This is a genomic window from Pseudomonas sp. ANT_J28, from assembly GCF_008370005.1.
Lineage (GTDB): Bacteria > Pseudomonadota > Gammaproteobacteria > Pseudomonadales > Pseudomonadaceae > Aquipseudomonas > Aquipseudomonas frigoris.
In genome coordinates this window covers 1-15123 of record NZ_VOBM01000075.1, presented here as the reverse complement: position 1 = coordinate 15123, position 15123 = coordinate 1, and the positions used below count along the sequence as shown (strand labels likewise).

At 60.0% G+C, this 15123-nt stretch carries 15 protein-coding genes; 8 read left to right on the top strand and 7 right to left on the bottom strand.

Annotated features, from left to right (window positions below):
* Positions 1 to 98 precede the first annotated feature (98 nt).
* Positions 99 to 1439 (top strand): cell wall metabolism sensor histidine kinase WalK, encoded by a 1341-nt coding sequence (locus tag FQ187_RS29110; protein WP_149632128.1) that lies wholly within the window; start codon positions 99 to 101, stop codon positions 1437 to 1439.
* 21 nt (positions 1440 to 1460) lie between these two features.
* Here FQ187_RS29110 and FQ187_RS29105 read toward each other — a convergent pair whose 3' ends face one another.
* Entirely contained in the window at positions 1461 to 2027 is a 567-nt protein-coding gene (locus FQ187_RS29105; RefSeq protein ID WP_149632127.1) for an NAD(P)H nitroreductase, read from the bottom strand.
* A gap of 386 nt (positions 2028 to 2413) precedes the next feature.
* Between FQ187_RS29105 and FQ187_RS29100 the strand changes: the two genes are divergently transcribed.
* On the top strand, positions 2414 to 3868 hold the full coding sequence (locus FQ187_RS29100; RefSeq protein WP_149632129.1) for a TrkH family potassium uptake protein: 1455 nt from the start codon (positions 2414 to 2416) through the stop codon (positions 3866 to 3868).
* On the opposite strand, the gene FQ187_RS29095 is transcribed toward FQ187_RS29100, so the two are convergent.
* Positions 3825 to 4886 (bottom strand): AraC family transcriptional regulator, encoded by a 1062-nt coding sequence (locus FQ187_RS29095; RefSeq protein WP_218580719.1) that lies wholly within the window; start codon positions 4884 to 4886, stop codon positions 3825 to 3827. The genes FQ187_RS29100 and FQ187_RS29095 overlap by 44 nt on opposite strands.
* Positions 4887 to 5046: 160 nt before the next feature.
* Here FQ187_RS29095 and FQ187_RS29090 point away from each other — a divergent pair, with 160 nt between their 5' ends.
* Positions 5047 to 5358: a DUF962 domain-containing protein gene (locus FQ187_RS29090; RefSeq protein ID WP_149632126.1), complete on the top strand. Its 312-nt coding sequence runs from the start codon at positions 5047 to 5049 to the stop codon at positions 5356 to 5358.
* Positions 5359 to 5385: 27 nt separating this feature from the next.
* Positions 5386 to 5976 (top strand): HD domain-containing protein, encoded by a 591-nt coding sequence (locus FQ187_RS29085; RefSeq protein ID WP_149632125.1) that lies wholly within the window; start codon positions 5386 to 5388, stop codon positions 5974 to 5976.
* 22 nt (positions 5977 to 5998) lie between these two features.
* Here the strand turns inward: FQ187_RS29085 and FQ187_RS29080 are convergent, their stop codons facing one another.
* Complete coding sequence (locus FQ187_RS29080; protein WP_149632124.1) at positions 5999 to 6814, bottom strand: UDP-2,3-diacylglucosamine diphosphatase; 816 nt, start codon at positions 6812 to 6814, stop codon at positions 5999 to 6001.
* Positions 6815 to 6950: 136 nt separating this feature from the next.
* On the opposite strand from FQ187_RS29080, the gene FQ187_RS29075 reads away from it, so the two are divergent.
* Positions 6951 to 7709, top strand: coding sequence for an AraC family transcriptional regulator (locus FQ187_RS29075; protein WP_149632123.1), 759 nt, complete (start codon positions 6951 to 6953; stop codon positions 7707 to 7709).
* Positions 7710 to 7788: 79 nt separating this feature from the next.
* On the top strand, positions 7789 to 8682 hold the full coding sequence (locus FQ187_RS29070; protein WP_149632122.1) for a DMT family transporter: 894 nt from the start codon (positions 7789 to 7791) through the stop codon (positions 8680 to 8682).
* Here the strand turns inward: FQ187_RS29070 and FQ187_RS29065 are convergent.
* The 4 genes from FQ187_RS29065 to recQ all read right to left on the bottom strand — a co-directional run bounded on the left by FQ187_RS29065 (position 8676) and on the right by recQ (position 13594).
* Positions 8676 to 8963, bottom strand: a complete 288-nt coding sequence (locus FQ187_RS29065; RefSeq protein ID WP_149632121.1) for a SelT/SelW/SelH family protein — start codon at positions 8961 to 8963, stop codon at positions 8676 to 8678. The two genes, FQ187_RS29070 and FQ187_RS29065, sit on opposite strands and share 7 nt — an antisense overlap.
* A gap of 31 nt (positions 8964 to 8994) precedes the next feature.
* Entirely contained in the window at positions 8995 to 10785 is a 1791-nt protein-coding gene (locus FQ187_RS29060) for a FimV/HubP family polar landmark protein (protein WP_149632120.1), read from the bottom strand.
* Positions 10786 to 10913: 128 nt separating this feature from the next.
* Positions 10914 to 11348 carry a MarR family transcriptional regulator gene (locus tag FQ187_RS29055; RefSeq protein ID WP_149632119.1) on the bottom strand — a complete coding sequence of 145 codons (435 nt, stop codon included), beginning with the start codon at positions 11346 to 11348 and terminating at the stop codon, positions 10914 to 10916.
* 119 nt (positions 11349 to 11467) lie between these two features.
* Positions 11468 to 13594: a DNA helicase RecQ gene (gene recQ, locus FQ187_RS29050; RefSeq protein WP_149632118.1), complete on the bottom strand. Its 2127-nt coding sequence runs from the start codon at positions 13592 to 13594 to the stop codon at positions 11468 to 11470.
* Between the two features lie 274 nt (positions 13595 to 13868).
* Between recQ and FQ187_RS29045 the strand changes: the two genes are divergently transcribed.
* Positions 13869 to 14456 carry a YecA family protein gene (locus FQ187_RS29045; RefSeq protein ID WP_008156162.1) on the top strand — a complete coding sequence of 196 codons (588 nt, stop codon included), beginning with the start codon at positions 13869 to 13871 and terminating at the stop codon, positions 14454 to 14456.
* A gap of 10 nt (positions 14457 to 14466) precedes the next feature.
* Positions 14467 to 14862, top strand: coding sequence for a YbaN family protein (locus FQ187_RS29040; protein ID WP_149632117.1), 396 nt, complete (start codon positions 14467 to 14469; stop codon positions 14860 to 14862).
* The last annotated feature ends 261 nt before the right edge of the window (positions 14863 to 15123 follow it).

Sequence of the window (15123 nt, the reverse complement as noted above, 5' to 3'; positions counted from 1 at the left end):
CGAAGGCGGTGTGTCAGATACAGAGATGTTTACTGATACACCGCCTTCGCGAGCAAGCCCGCTCCCACATTGGATTTGTGTTTGTTTGAGGATTTTCTGTGCGCTCATTGTTCTGGCGTATTCTGGCCAGCTTCTGGTTGGCCATCGCTCTGGTTGCAGGGCTTTCCATTCTGCTGGGGCACATGCTCAATCAGGACGCGTGGATTCTCAGTCGCCACCCGGGCCTCAACACCCTGGCAGAGGAGTGGACGCAAACCTACGAAGCCCAGGGCGAAGAAGCTGCCCAGGACATTCTCGAACAGCGCAAACGCCAGTATCACATCGACGTTCAAGTCCTTAACGAGAGCGGCGATCCTGTGGTACGCGGCACCTTCCCCCGGCGTGCGGCGGCCTTCGAAGCGCGGCAGAACAACGACGATCGACGCCTGCCATGGCGACGTCTGACCGCGGAGTACACCAGCGAAAAAACCGGCGACACCTACCTTCTGATTTATCGCATTCCGCACCCGGAACTGGACTCCTGGCACCGCGAAAGCCTGCTCTGGCCGTTGAGTGCGCTGGGCATTGCGCTGGTGGTGCTGACCTTGTTCAGTCTGTTCGTCACGCTGTCGATCACCCGCCCGCTCAGCCGTTTACGCGGCGCGGTGCATGATCTGGGGCAAACCACTTATCAGCAGAACAGCCTGGTTAAACTGGCTAACCGCCGCGACGAGTTTGGTGTGCTGGCCAACGACTTCAACCGCATGGGCGCGCGTCTACAAAGTTTGATCGGCAGCCAGCGACAACTGCTGCGCGATGTGTCCCACGAACTGCGTTCCCCGCTTGCCAGGCTGCGCATTGCACTGGCGCTGGCCGAACGGGCCAACCCTGAGGAGCGGGAAAAACTCTGGCCGCGCCTCACTCGTGAATGCGATCGACTGGAAGCGCTGATCAGCGAAATCCTGGTACTGGCGCGGGTCGATGCCGACAACGCCAGCGCTGAGGACGTTGATCTGAATGTCCTTCTCAACACCCTGCAAAAGGATGCCCAGTTAAGTTCGCCGGAGCAGAACGTGCGCCTTGAAGCCGAGTCGCAACTGAACCTCAAAGGTTGGCCGACCATGATTGAGCGCGCCGTGGACAACCTGCTGCGCAATGCCCAGCGGTTCAACCCGGAGGGACAGCCAATTGAAATGCAGGCATTGCGTCAGGGCGAACGGATTGTGGTCAGCGTACGCGACCATGGGCCCGGTGTAGACGCCGAACATTTGAAACAGTTGGGAGAGCCGTTTTACCGGGCGCCGGGGCAGACGGCGGCCGGGCATGGCTTGGGCCTGGCGATTGCGCGGCGCGCGGCGGAGCGACATGGCGGGAGTCTGGTGTTGGCCAATCACCCACACGGCGGATTCATCGCCAGCCTCGAATTGCCGTTGGTGCCCGGGGCAGTGGTTCAACCCTGATCCCACATTTGATCGGTGGCGTCAGGCCTTACCGGGCCAGGCGCTGACGAATTCCGCCAGGTCGACTTTCTCCGCCACGCGCGGTTCCTTCTGCGGCGTGCCAAGGTAAAGAAACGCAATCACCTCTTCCCCTTCAGCCAGGCCCAACCCCTTGGCTACATGCGCCGAATACGCTAGTTCACCCGTGCGCCACACCGCGCCAATCCCTTGCGCATAAGCCGCCAGCAAAATCCCGTGAGCCGCGCAACCCGCCGCCAGCAGTTGTTCGGACTTCGGATATTTAACGTGATCCTGCAACCGCGCGATCACCACAACCACCAGTGGCGCGCGCAGCGGACCGTTACGCGCCTTGTCCAGCGCCGCCTCGGACACCTCACTGTCCTGCAGCTTCGCTGCTTCGGCCAGCAACTCGCCCATTTGCTCGCGCGCCGCGCCTTCGACTGTCAGGAATCGCCAAGGCTGCAAGTGGCCATGGTCTGGCGCTCGCATCGCAGCGCCAAACAACACTTCGCGTTGTTCTGCGGTCGGTGCCGGTTCGAGCAGTCGTGGAACGGATACACGGTTGAGCAAAGCGTCGAGAGCCTGCATCGGCCACCTCCTGAAAAAAATGTTTGGCTATTCTAGGGCCTGCCATCAATTATTGCCTGCGCCGCGTTGTCGCCTGAAAGCGGGCCAGGCAAGGCGCAGTCCGCCGGTAATGGTCGTTCCCTTGCCAAGGACTGCAACGCAGCCTGGCCCGCTTTCAGGCACAACCCGAAGGGCCGGGCCTGCTGTTGTGCAGGGCTGTGTTGCTCGGAGCTTATTTGGAATGACCAAACTACGCTCCTCGCGCCTTGCCCTGCACAACAGCAGACCCGGCGCGGCACAGGCAATAATTGATGGCAGGCCCTGCAACTGCGCAGGCGGTGCCGGTTTACATGCCCTGCCCCGAAGGTAGAATGGCGCCCTTCCCTATTCCAGCCCGAGCGGACTTCATGGCGTTGCCGACCTTACGGACTATTGGTTTCATCATCGGCATCTTCCTGATCACACTGGCCATCTCCATGGTCGTGCCCATGGCCACGCTGGTGATTTTCGACCGCACCAGCGACCTGCCGTCGTTCCTCTGGGCCAGCATGATTACCTTTGTCGCCGGCCTCGCGCTGATCATCCCCGGTCGCCCTGAACACGTACACCTGCGTCCGCGAGACATGTACCTGCTGACCGTCAGCAGCTGGCTGGTGGTGTGTATCTTCGCCGCGCTGCCGTTCCTGCTGACCCAGCGCATCAGCTACACCGATTCGTTCTTTGAAAGCATGTCCGGCATTACTGCCACCGGCTCGACGGTGCTAACGGGCCTGGACACCATGTCCCCCGGGATTCTGATGTGGCGCTCGTTGCTGCACTGGATCGGCGGCATCGGCTTTATCGGCATGGCGGTAGCGATTCTGCCACTGCTGCGCATCGGTGGCATGCGGCTGTTTCAGACCGAGTCGTCGGACCGATCCGAAAAAGTCATGCCCCGTTCGCACATGGTGGCGCGTTTGATCGTTGCGGCCTACGTCGGCATCACCATTATCGGCAGCCTGGCGTTCTGGTGGGCCGGGATGAGCCCGTTCGATGCGATCAACCACGCGATGTCGGCGATTTCCACCGGTGGTTTCTCAACGTCCGACCAGTCTCTGGCCAAGTGGACGCAGCCGGCGGTGCACTGGGTGGCGATCGTCATCATGATCCTCGGCAGCCTGCCGTTCACCCTGTATGTAGCGACCTTGCGCGGTAACCGTCGGGCACTGATCAAGGATCAGCAGGTTCAGGGTTTGCTTGGCATGCTGCTGGTGACCTGGCTGGTGCTCAGCACCTGGTATTGGTGGACCACCCAGCTGCATTGGCTGGAGGCGTTACGGCATGTGGCGCTGAACGTGACCTCGGTGGTAACGACCACAGGATTTGCGCTGGGGGACTACAGCATCTGGGGAAATTTCTCGCTGATGCTGTTCTTCTATCTGGGTTTTATCGGCGGCTGTTCGGGCTCCACCGCTGGCGGGATCAAGATTTTCCGCTTCCAGGTCGCGTACATCCTGCTCAAAGCCAACCTTAACCAGTTGATTCACCCGCGCGCAGTGATCAAGCAGAAGTACAACGGTCACCGCCTCGACGAAGAAATCGTGCGTTCGATTCTGACCTTTTCGTTCTTCTTCGCCATCACCATCTGCGTGATCGCGCTGCTGTTGTCGCTGCTCGGCGTGGACTGGATGACCGCCCTTTCCGGCGCAGCCAGCACGGTGTCCGGCGTTGGTCCAGGGCTGGGCGAGACCATTGGCCCGGCGGGCAACTTCGCCACACTGCCGGACGCTGCCAAGTGGATTCTGTCGTTTGGCATGCTACTGGGCCGACTCGAGATCATTACGGTGTTTGTTCTGTGTATTCCGGCGTTCTGGCGTCACTGACAGGAGCCGGCGCGCCCATCAGCCGCGTCCGGTACTCGCCGGGGGTGGCGTCGAACCAGCGGCGGAAAGCGCGGAAGAAGTTGCTGGGATCGGCGAACCCCAGCAGGTAGGCAATTTCCAACAGGGTCATGGTCGGCTGCGCCAGGTATTGCTCAGCCAGTTCACGTCGCGTGTCGTCCAGCAACGTCTGAAAACTCGTACCCTCTTCCTGCAAGCGTCGCTGCAAGGTGCGTTGCGACAGGTGCAACGTCTGCGCCACGGTATCGCGCTTGGGTTCGCCCTGGGGCAGCAAACGGCATAGCACCTGCCGCGCCTTGTGGGTCACGCGGCTCTCGGAAAACCGCGCCAGGTACTCACCGGCAAACCGGTCATGCAACATCGCCATCGCCTCATTGGCGGTAGGCAGCGGTGCCTCCATGTCAGCCCGTTCGAAAATCAACGCGTCATACGGCGCGTTGAACACCAACGGTGCATGAAAGGCTTGTTTATAGGGTTCGAGATTGACGGGCTGATCGCCCTGCACCAGTACCTTGCGCGGTTGCAGAGTGCGCCCGGTCAACCAGCCGCACAGTGCCAGGGCACAGGCCAGTGACGCTTCGGCGCTCTGCCGGGTCGGTGGCAGATGGTCGCCGTGGACCGTCAGAATCAGCGCGTAGCCTTCTTCCAGCAATCGGAAACTCAGGTCAGCACTTTCCGCAATGATCCGCTGATAGCGCACCAGCCGTTGAAAGCCTTCAGCCAGGGTCTGGCTGGACATCAAGGCGTAGCCCGCCACATGAAAGGAGGCCGGTCGCACCACTTTGCCCATGTTCAGGCCAATCGCCGGGTTGCCGGACAGCTCAACCGCGCGCTGCCACAATCGTGTCATGGAGTCTTGCGGGAAGCGCGCGTCTGGATCATCCAGTGCTGCGTAGTCGAGCCCCAGCTGCTTGAACAGCACCCGGCAATCCAGGCCGTCCATCTCCAGCGCTTTGACAATCCCCATCGCCCAGCTTGCAGAAGTCGTTCGTTCGCTCATGTCGTCCACTTACATGATGAGCCGCATGCTACGGCCAATTTCCCAAGGATACTAAAGTGGCGCCTATTGTCACTGGCTGATGCCAATGATCACTCTAGACTCAAATAAGCTACCCGCAGAACAACTTGCGGTCAGAACAATAACCACAGAGATCGCAGTCGTGGAAAACATCAACGGTTTCAACAGCTTCGCTGAGTTCTACCCGTATTACCTCCGCGAACACAGCAACAGTACCTGCCGACGATTGCACTTTATCGGCACGACGCTGGTTATTTTCATCCTGGCCCTGACCATCGGCTTAGGCGCCTGGCTGCTGTTATGGACCCTTCCGCTGGCGGGTTACAGCTTCGCCTGGGCCGGGCATTTCTTCTTCGAAAAGAACCGTCCCGCGACGTTTCAACATCCGTTTTACAGCCTGCTCGGCGATTTCGTCATGTACCGGGACATGATTCTGGGTCGCGTGCCGTTCTAGGCCCAATGAACCACAGGAGGACTGCCGATGAATGCCAACGCCCGTTTCACCCACATGCAGGACGGCACGCAGGAAGACTGGGCGATCATCGCCGCAGACTTCAGTGCCTATGCGAGGCAATTGCCGACACGCATTGTGGCGCACCTGAAATTACTGGAGGGTGATTTTGGCGGCTTCCCGGTGGATCGTCTGACCCATTCCCTGCAAACCGCCAGCCGTGCCTGGCGTGATGGCCGCGATGAAGAATACGTGGTCTGCGCGCTGCTTCACGACATTGGCGACACCTTGGGTTCCTACAACCACCCGGACATCGCTGCGGCAATCCTCAAGCCGTTCGTCAGCGCCGAGAACCTGTGGATGGTCGAGAAGCACGGGATTTTCCAGGGGTATTACTTCTTCCATCATCTAGGGATGGACCGGCATTTGCGCGAGCAATTCAGCGGCCATCCGCAGTATCAGGCGACCATTGAGTTTTGTGCCAAATACGATGCGGCGGCGTTTGATCCGGCGTATGAAGCCCTGCCGTTGAGCTTCTTTGAGCCGATGATGGAGCGGTTGTTTTCGCAGCCCAAGCACTCGATTTACAAGGCGGCGATGGAAGAACACGCGCCGACCTGAAAATCATCTTTGCTTTTGCGGCCTATGCCGGTTCTGAGATTTTGACGGCTCTCAACTCAGCCTCCCGCGCCTGGGCATCCGCCAATCGATACAACTCGATCGAGCCGTCCCAATGCTCGATCAGCGCCGTGCACGACTCCACCCAATCCCCGCAATTGAGGTAATCCACCCCGCCGACCTTGCGAATCTCGGCATGGTGAATGTGCCCGCACACCACCCCGTGCAACTTGCGCTTGACGCACTCGTGAGCGATGGCTTCTTCGAAATCGCTGATGAAGCTGACCGCGGTTTTGACCTTGTGCTTGAGGTACGCCGACAGCGACCAGTAACCGTAGCCATAACGGGCGCGCCAATGGTTGAGCCAGCGGTTGAGGGTCAGGGTGAATTCGTAGGCCGAGTCGCCGAGAAAAGCCAGCCAGCGGTGATACCTCGTGATCACGTCAAACTGGTCGCCATGAATGACCAGAAGATGGCGACCATCGGCGGTCACGTGCACCGCCTCGTCCACCAGTTGGATATTGCCCAGAATCAGCTTCGAATAGCGGCGCAGGAATTCGTCGTGGTTGCCGGTGACGTAGATCACCTCGGTGCCGCGCTTGCTCATGGTCAGCAGGCGACGGATCACATTCGTGTGCGCCTGAGGCCAGTACATGCCGCCGCGCAGCTTCCAGCCATCGATGATGTCGCCGACCAGGTAGATCTTGTCAGCGTGATAGCCCTTGAGAAACTGCGACAGGTGTTCGGCCTGGCAATCCCGGGTGCCCAGATGCACGTCGGAAATCCACAAGGTCCGCACACGTTGCTTACGACTGGGTTTGGCGAGCTCGGCGCTGGTCATGGGCAACCCTCTGCAAAAGTTTTTGCAACTTTGCGCCGGTCGGGTTAATTGCCCATGACAGTGGCGAGTCAGTCCTGTGACAGCGTCCCACAATTGCCCTCGGTGTAGACTGGCCGCCAAGCCCTGGAGACCTGCGATGAGACCGATCCTCACGCTACGCCAATACACTCATGACTTGATCGTCCATAGCCACGACCACGCGCAACTGGTGTTCGGGCTGTCGGGTGCGCTGGATTTCGAGGTCGACGGGCGTGGCAGCCAGGTGGTCCAGCAGAGTTTCGTGGTAGTGCCGTCCGGTTTCCATCACGCCTGCGGTAGCGCCAACGGCAGCCGTTGCCTGGTACTGGATGTGCCCAGCGACCAATGGGTTTCTCAGTCCCTGGGTGATCACGCCGAAGCCAGTCGTCGTTTACTCGACAACGCCGGTCGCCTGTCGCTGGATGCCGGGCAAAGCCAATTGGTCAGTTGGTTGGCGGGCAGTCAGTTCAGCGATCCACTGATCGCGCAACAAGGCGCGGTGTTGTTGCTGGCCAGCCTCAACAACGCCAGACCCGAGATCGTCGGCGGTCGGCGCCTGCCTTATGCGGCGCTAAATGCGCACATCGATCAGTACGCAGCCTATCCACTTCAAGTCGCCGATCTGGCGCGCGTCGCCGGTCTGTCCAGCGCTCGGCTGCATGCGCGGTTCGTTGCTGAATGCGGGCAGACGCCGATGGATTACATCCGTAGTCGACGGCTCCATATAGCTGTGGGACTGCTGCGGGATTCGCCATTGCCCATCGGCGAGGTTGCCAGTCGAGTGGGTTACAGTTCGCAGAGTGCATTTGCTGCGGCGGTGTTGCGGGAGTTTGGTGCGTCACCTGGCAAGTTGCGGCGCGAGGCTGGCGACAAATGACGCGAGTCTGGCGACAGACACAGCGGGAAGTTGCGCGGTTCAATGCAGGCTTGGTTCTATACGTTTCTCAAGGATTGCAATGACTCCCCGTACCGCCCTTGGCGCCTTGCATATTGGCGCATTGATGTTCGGCCTCACCGGTGTGTTCGGCAAACTTGCTGCGGTTTCCCCCGCCATTATCGTCTTTGGTCGTGCCGCGTTCGCCGTGCTGGCGTTAGCCGTTTTTGCGCGGTTCGCCAGCACTACTCGCTGGCAGAAACTCGAGGCTGTGGACTGGCGCCGACTGTTGCTCAGCGGCTTACTGCTGGCCGGGCACTGGGTGAGTTTCTTCATCGCGGTGAAGGTCGCAGGCGTGGCAATCGCAACCTTGGGTTTCGCCAGTTTCCCGGCGTTTACCGTGATCCTTGAAGGGTTGATCTTCCGCGAGCGAATTCGCGCCAACGAAATCCTGCTGGTGGTGCTGGTCAGTGTCGGGCTGGTGCTGGTCACCCCTGATTTCGATCTGGCCAGCGGCGCCACAATGGGTCTGCTGTGGGCGGTGGGCTCAGGTTTGCTGTTCTCTCTGCTATCGCTGACCAACCGCGCCAGCTCCGGGCGAATCCCGGCGGTACAGGCTGCGCTGTGTCAGAACGTGGTGGTCGCGTTGTGCCTGCTGCCGATTGCGGCCCCGCAGTTGAGCGAAGTACGCGCCATCGACTGGCTGTGGATCGGTCTGCTCGGAGTGTTCTGCACCGGCGTCGCTCACAGTCTGTTTGTCGCCAGCCTGGCAGTGATCAAGGCGCGGACCGCGGCAATGGTGTTCGCCCTGGAGCCGGTTTACGGCATCACCATGGCCTGGCTGCTGTTTGATGAAAACCCGACACTGCGCATGCTGATCGGTGGCGCGCTGATCATCGTGGCGATCGTGGTCTCCAGCCGACTCTCGGGCGGCTCAAGCAAGAAGACCGTTGCGGCAGAAGCCGCCTCTCACTGAGTGCGGTCGTTGTGCCCCAGGTCGCGGTCCGGATCAATTTGATCGCGGACCCGCTGCTTCAGCACTTTGGCCTCCGGGAAACCGCCATCAGCCTTGCGCTCCCAGATCTGCACATCGTCACAGAAAATGTGAAACACCCCACCGGTGCCGGGCACCAGCGACACTTTGCCGAGGTCGTCACCGAAGGTGCTGAGCAGTTCCTGGGCCAGCCAGGCCGCACGCAACAGCCACTGGCATTGTGTGCAATACGTGATGATGATTTCCGGTTTGTGTGCAGTCATGTTCGACGAACTCCTGAGCCAGAGGGCGCCGCTATGATAGCCCGGCGAGCAGGCTCCGGGCGGTTTGCTTAAGCGGCTCGTTACCTTCCTTGAGCAACTCGTTGAGCAGTTCGATGGCGCTGTCCAGATCGCCATCATCAATGCAGGTCTGGGCTTGCTCCAGTTTGTCGGCGCTGCTCGGCTCGGCCGATTCCAGGTTCAGCGGTTCCAGTTCCAGCGACTGGCCGGGATCGCCGAACTCGTTGAGAAAGGTGTCATCCAGAGACTGCGAATCAGGCTCGGCGACCCATTCAAGTTCGGGCTCGTCCAGCGTCGAGTCGTCGGGCATTTCAAACACCTCGGGCAAGACGTGCAGGTTCGAGACAAACGGCGGCTCGACCGGCGCGGATTCGCTCGATGGCTTTACGGCGGAGGGCGAGTGCTCAAAAGGGCTGATCAGGTCCCAACTCGAATCCATCGACAGGTCATCCAGGTTCAACTGGAACTCATCGTTGGGCGCTGCTTCGGGTATCGCAGCCTTGGGGGGAGTGAATGACGCTGCGACGGCCAACGCTACCGCACTGCTCAATTTCGGGTGTCGGGCGCGAATATTCTGAAGTTCTTGCAGGTCGTATCCGGCGTCACGCAGATTATTTTCCTGGGCTTCGTAGGCGGGTACGTCACCCTGTTTACCCAAGACTTCCAACAGCTGCACGGCCAGATCCGTTCGCTGCGGCGCCTTGATCAGCGCCTCTCGCAACAAACCGGCCGCTTCGGAAAAACGGCCATAGGCCAGATAGATATCGACCCCTTCGAGCACATCGCCTGCGGGCGATTCTTCGCCCAATTCAGTTGCCGGTTGCAACTCTGACCTTTGGGCAACCGGTTCTGCAGTGCGATTGAGCACCGGTTCATGCCGTGACGGCAAAACAGGTAAAGCGTCGGGCAATGCCTGAACCTGTTGTCGTTGGCGCCGAACGAACAGCCCCAGCAAAACCAAAGCCACCAGCGCCAGCAACCCTAAAATCAGCAACCAGTGAGTAGGCTCAGGCTCTTCAACAGTGGCCGGCGCCGGAGCCACAACAACTGGCGCAACCGGCTCCACCGACGCTTGTTTGATTTCCGCCAATTGGGTTTGCAGTTCAGTCACCTGTTTTTTCTGACCGGTAACCTGCTCCTCCTGGGCCTGAAGCTTCGCATTCAATGCATCGATGGTTGCTTGCAGCTGCTGGTTTTGCAGCACACTGGCGGCCAGTTGTTCAGCAAACGGATCACTCACAGGCGTGGCAGGAGGTTGATCGACGCGAGGGGCTGGCGGTTTTTTGCCCTTCGCCGCAGGTGGCTGCGCAACGGTCGGCTCAACCGTCGGGAATCCAGAGGACTGAACGTCGGTCAACGGTTCGTCAGTGACGGGAACAATCCCTGGTGAACCCGGCGGATCGATCAGCACCGTGTATTCGCGCAGCACACGCCCGTTGGGCTGATTGAGCTGCACCAGGAAATTCAGGAAAGGTTCAGTGACAGGTTTGCTGGAGCTCACCCGGATCAGGCTGCGGTTGCCGCGCAGGATCGGGGTGAATTTCAGATTATTGAGGAAGAACACCCGATCGATGCCGGCGCGGCTGAACTCGTCCGCTGTCGCGAGGCTGACCGAGAGCTCACCCTCCTCCAGACCTGCGGCATCTTCCAGTGCGATGTCGGCGCGCAACGGCTGATTCAGCGCCGAATGCGGGGTGATATCACCCAAGCCCAACGCGGGCGCCAATGCCGAGTAAGTGACAGCACCACCGACCAGAAGCAGCCTGGCGCAACACCGTAAAGCCATGTGCCAACTCTCGAGCATGAGCATCCCTTAGATAACCAGAACCATCTTGTACGCGTTCGCACATCCGGTACGAACACGATATTGCCAAGTAGTTCTTTATAGTCTGCCCAACGGGGTATCTCAAAAGTCCTGGGTGCGTTTATGCCTCAAGATTTTTCCAGGTTGGCCAGAATGTGCCCGTGGACACGCATGCAGACCTTCAAGTCCGCCTCATCGACGCCGTCGAACAATTCGTGGCGCAGTTGGGTGGCAATGGTTTCAATTTGTTCGATCAAGGGAAAGGCCGGGGCACAGAGGACGATTTTCTTCGCCCGACGGTCTTCCAGCACCGATTGACGTTGTACCAGTCCCTGGTTTTCGAGGCTGTCGAGCAGACGAGCCAGGGTCGGCCCTTCAACGCCGACGCTCTGCGCCAGTTCACGTTGGGTCGGGGCCTCATCGAAACGCGCCAGGTGCAGCAGCACCAGCCAGCGCGCCTGAGACAGACCCAGGCCAGCCAGACGGCGGTCCAGTTCGGCACGCCAACCGCGCGACATCTGGGCCAGTTGCATGCCAAAGCGGTGTTGGTCGGTTAACGGCATAAAACACTCATGATTAGACTGAAATAAAGAAAAACTAATTATTAGTCAGCTAAGCATGACCCTTGGCTGGAGGCAAGGCTTGCTCTGTACTGAATCGTTACATCTATGTGACAGGTCACCTAAATCTCGAATTCGGATTGCAGCGCCGCCCGAACACAGTACAAAACGCCTTCCGGCACTCTCCCGGCAAACACTGCGGCAATCTCCGACACGGGCGGCAACTCGCCCTCGCCGTCGAGGAACGCATCCTGGATTTCACCCATCAACTCTTCGGGCAGATCCAGCGCTTGCTCCAGCGACAACTGCTGCTTGCCAATCGCTTCGGCAAGCAGGGTGTAGACGTTCTTTTCCGAGCATTGCAGCTGACCGGCGATCTGCAACGGCGTCATGCCGGCGCGGGCCAGGGTGATCAGTTCGTGGCGCAGGTCGGCCACCACTTTCGGCGCCTCGGCCCGCCCGCCGAGGACTTCGAGGAAGGCTTCGCCGTAACGCTCCAGCTTGCGTGCGCCAACGCCACTGACCGTGGCCATTTCCGACAGCGAAGTCGGCTGGCTGCGGAGCATTTCCAGCAGCGTTGAATCGGGGAAGATGACGTACGGCGGCACACCATGCTCTTCGGCGAGTTTGCGACGCAGGGCGCGCAAGGCTTCCCACTGTTCGCGCTCTTCGCCGCGAACCAGCTGGCTCGCCTGGCTCTTGCTGCTTTTGGCCGTGGTTTGCGGCTTGAGGTCGCGGCGCAGTTCGAGGGTCACTTCGCCCTTGAGCAGCGGTCGACAGGTGTCGCTCAGGCGCAGGCCGCCGTAGCCTTCCAGGTCGATGTCCGCAAGGCCACGGGCCACCAATTGGCGGAACAGCGAGCGCCATTCACTCTCGCCCATCGCCTTGCCGACTCCGTACACCGACAGATGTTGATGGCCGAAGCTGCGAACCTTTTCGTTGTCCTTGCCCAGCAATACATCGACCAAATGCCCGACACCGTAACGCTGGCCGGTGCGGTAGATCGCCGAAAGCGCCTGACGGGCCGGCTCGGTGGCGTCCCAGGTCTGCACGCCATCGACGCAGTTGTCGCAATGGCCGCACGGCTCGGGCATCTCTTCGTCGAAATAGGCCAGCAGCGTCTGGCGACGGCAGCGGGTTTCTTCGCAGAGCGAGAGCATGGCGTCGAGCTTGTGCTGCTCCAGACGCTTGTGGCGCTCGTCGCCCTCGGAGTTCTGCAACATTTGCTTGAGCATCACCACGTCTTGCAGGCCGTAAGCCATCCAGGCGTCTGCCGGCAGACCGTCTCGGCCGCCGCGACCGGTTTCCTGGTAGTAAGCCTCAAGGGATTTCGGCAAATCGAGGTGAGCGACAAAGCGCACGTTGGGCTTGTCGATGCCCATGCCGAACGCCACGGTGGCGACCATGATCAGGCCTTCCTCATTAAGGAAGCGCTTCTGGTGGTGAGCCCGGGTATCGTTGGGCAGGCCGGCGTGGTACGGCAGTGCCGGGAAGCCTTGCTCGCTGAGGAACACCGCCACTTCGTCGACTTTCTTGCGCGACAGGCAATAGACAATGCCGGCATCGCTGCGCCGTTCGGCGAGGAACGCCAGCAACTGCTTGCGCGGCTGCTCTTTGGGCACGATGCGATAGAAAATGTTGGGACGGTCGAAACTCGACAGGAAACGCTCGGCATCCTGAAGATGAAGGCGGTCGACGATTTCTTCCCGGGTACGCTTGTCGGCGGTCGCGGTCAGGGCGATACGCGGGACATTGGGGAACAATTCCGCCAACTGGCCCAATTGCAGGTATTCGCGGCGGAAGTCGTGGCCCCATTGGGACACGCAATGGGCTTCGTCGATGGCGAACAGGGAAATTTCAAGACTTTGCAGGAAAGCCAGCATTCGCGGCTGAACCAGACGCTCGGGCGCGAGATAAAGCATTTTCACTTCACCGCGCTTGATCCGTGCCGCCAGATCGCGCTGCTGCTCGGCGCTTAGCGTGGAATTCAATGCCGCCGCCGCGACGCCCAGCTCTTCGAGGGTGGCGACCTGGTCATCCATCAGTGCGATCAGCGGCGACACCACCACCGCCAGGCCTTCGCGCAACAGCGCCGGCACCTGGAAGCACAAGGACTTGCCGCCACCGGTAGGCATCAGCACCAGGGCGTCGCCGCCACTGGCCACGCGCTCAATGATTGCACCCTGACGGCCACGGAAACTGTCGTAGCCGAAGATGTCCTTGAGGACGCGTTGAGCCTGTTCGAGCATAGAAACTCCAAAAATCACAAAAACATCCCTGCAAGGCTGGTTCAGAACCACGAAGGCTGCACCGACAAATCGTAAGTGCGCATTGCATGACGCTTCACATTTCAGCCACGACGCCGGCAGGGCATCACAAAACGCGCGAGTATACCCGAGCCCTGTCCGGCAAAGGGCGCCGCTGATAAGAGGCTTGTGGGCGCAAATATCCCGCGCGGCTGGCCTGACCGCTCAAGAAGGCCTAGAATTCCCACATCTGTTTAATTCCCAAGGTAGCCCTTTAATGTCCTTCGCTGAGCAACTAACCCGCCTGCAAGTCTTCCTCGACGCCGACGAACTGCATGACGAGGCGCTGGACTACGTGGCCGCCCACGGCTACCTCACTGCGCTGTCGATTTGTTCCGAAACCGTTCCCGACCGTGAATGGATCGACGCCCTCTTCGCCGAAGAACCGCATTACGCCGACGACACCGAGCGTGAAGCAATTGAATCCACCCTGCTGGCCCTCAAGGCTCACATCGCTCGCCAACTGGCATCCGATGAAGAGTTCGAGCTGCCCTGCGACCTGGACCTGGGCGAAGAGCCGGACGACTCCGACCTGCGCGGCTGGTGCATCGGTTTCATGGAAGGTGTGTTCCTGCGCGAAGCGGCCTGGTTCGAAACCGCCGAAGACGAAGTCAGCGAAATGCTGCTGCCGATCATGGTCGGTTCGGGTCTGTTCGACGAACAGCCTGAGTTCGAAGACATCGCCAAAGACGCCAACCTGATGGACGACATGATCGTGCAGATCCCGGAAGCCCTGACCGCGCTGTACCTGCTGTGCCAGGCGCCAGACGAAAAACCGGCGATCCTCAAGCCTCGTCACCACTAAGGTTTTGCCTATGGACAACCCCATAGGCAACCGCTCCCTGATGTTGCGTTACGTGCTGCTGGCCATTGGCTGGCTGAGCGTAGCGCTGGGGGTGATCGGGATTTTCCTGCCAGTGTTGCCCAACACGCCCTTCCTGCTGCTGGCTGCCGCCTGCTTCGCCCGCAGTTCGCCGCGCTTTTATCATTGGCTGGTTGAACATCCGCGGCTGGGGCCGTGGGTTCGCGATTACCTGAGCGGCAACGGCATCCCGCTCAAAGGCAAGGTCTACGCCATCGGCCTGATGTGGGCGAGCATCCTGCTTTCCTGCTATCTGGTGCCGCTGCCGTGGGCGCGGGGGTTCATGTTGACCAGCGCCGTTCTGGTGACCTTCTACATCCTCAAACAGAAAACCCTGCACAAATCCTGAATTCACCACGCTCCCTGTAGCAGCTGCCGAAGGCTGCGTTCGGCTGCGAAGCAGTCGTGAAATCAGGCAACGCGGTCCTCCAGTTAAACCCGGGATTCAGGATTTACGACTGCTGCGCAGCCGAACGCAGGCTCCGCCAGCTGCTATGTATGGACTCGCCCCCACTGTCTACCCGCTTTTGAAAAACCGCCGCCCCGTTGCATCTATGTATCAGGCCTATTCGAAGAAGCCGTCTTCGGCTTCTGGCCAAAATTGGAAGAG

Coding starts and splice junctions, on each gene's coding strand:
- FQ187_RS29105 (WP_149632127.1), bottom strand. CDS start 2,027: ATGCAGGCTCTCGACGCTTTGCTCAACCGTGTATCCGTTCCACGACTG.
- FQ187_RS29100 (WP_149632129.1), top strand. CDS start 2,414: ATGGCGTTGCCGACCTTACGGACTATTGGTTTCATCATCGGCATCTTC.
- FQ187_RS29095 (WP_218580719.1), bottom strand. CDS start 4,886: ATGAGCGAACGAACGACTTCTGCAAGCTGGGCGATGGGGATTGTCAAA.
- FQ187_RS29085 (WP_149632125.1), top strand. CDS start 5,386: ATGAATGCCAACGCCCGTTTCACCCACATGCAGGACGGCACGCAGGAA.
- FQ187_RS29080 (WP_149632124.1), bottom strand. CDS start 6,814: ATGACCAGCGCCGAGCTCGCCAAACCCAGTCGTAAGCAACGTGTGCGG.
- FQ187_RS29075 (WP_149632123.1), top strand. CDS start 6,951: ATGAGACCGATCCTCACGCTACGCCAATACACTCATGACTTGATCGTC.
- FQ187_RS29070 (WP_149632122.1), top strand. CDS start 7,789: ATGACTCCCCGTACCGCCCTTGGCGCCTTGCATATTGGCGCATTGATG.
- FQ187_RS29065 (WP_149632121.1), bottom strand. CDS start 8,963: ATGACTGCACACAAACCGGAAATCATCATCACGTATTGCACACAATGC.
- FQ187_RS29060 (WP_149632120.1), bottom strand. CDS start 10,785: ATGCTCGAGAGTTGGCACATGGCTTTACGGTGTTGCGCCAGGCTGCTT.
- FQ187_RS29055 (WP_149632119.1), bottom strand. CDS start 11,348: ATGCCGTTAACCGACCAACACCGCTTTGGCATGCAACTGGCCCAGATG.
- recQ (WP_149632118.1), bottom strand. CDS start 13,594: ATGCTCGAACAGGCTCAACGCGTCCTCAAGGACATCTTCGGCTACGAC.
- FQ187_RS29045 (WP_008156162.1), top strand. CDS start 13,869: ATGTCCTTCGCTGAGCAACTAACCCGCCTGCAAGTCTTCCTCGACGCC.
- FQ187_RS29040 (WP_149632117.1), top strand. CDS start 14,467: ATGGACAACCCCATAGGCAACCGCTCCCTGATGTTGCGTTACGTGCTG.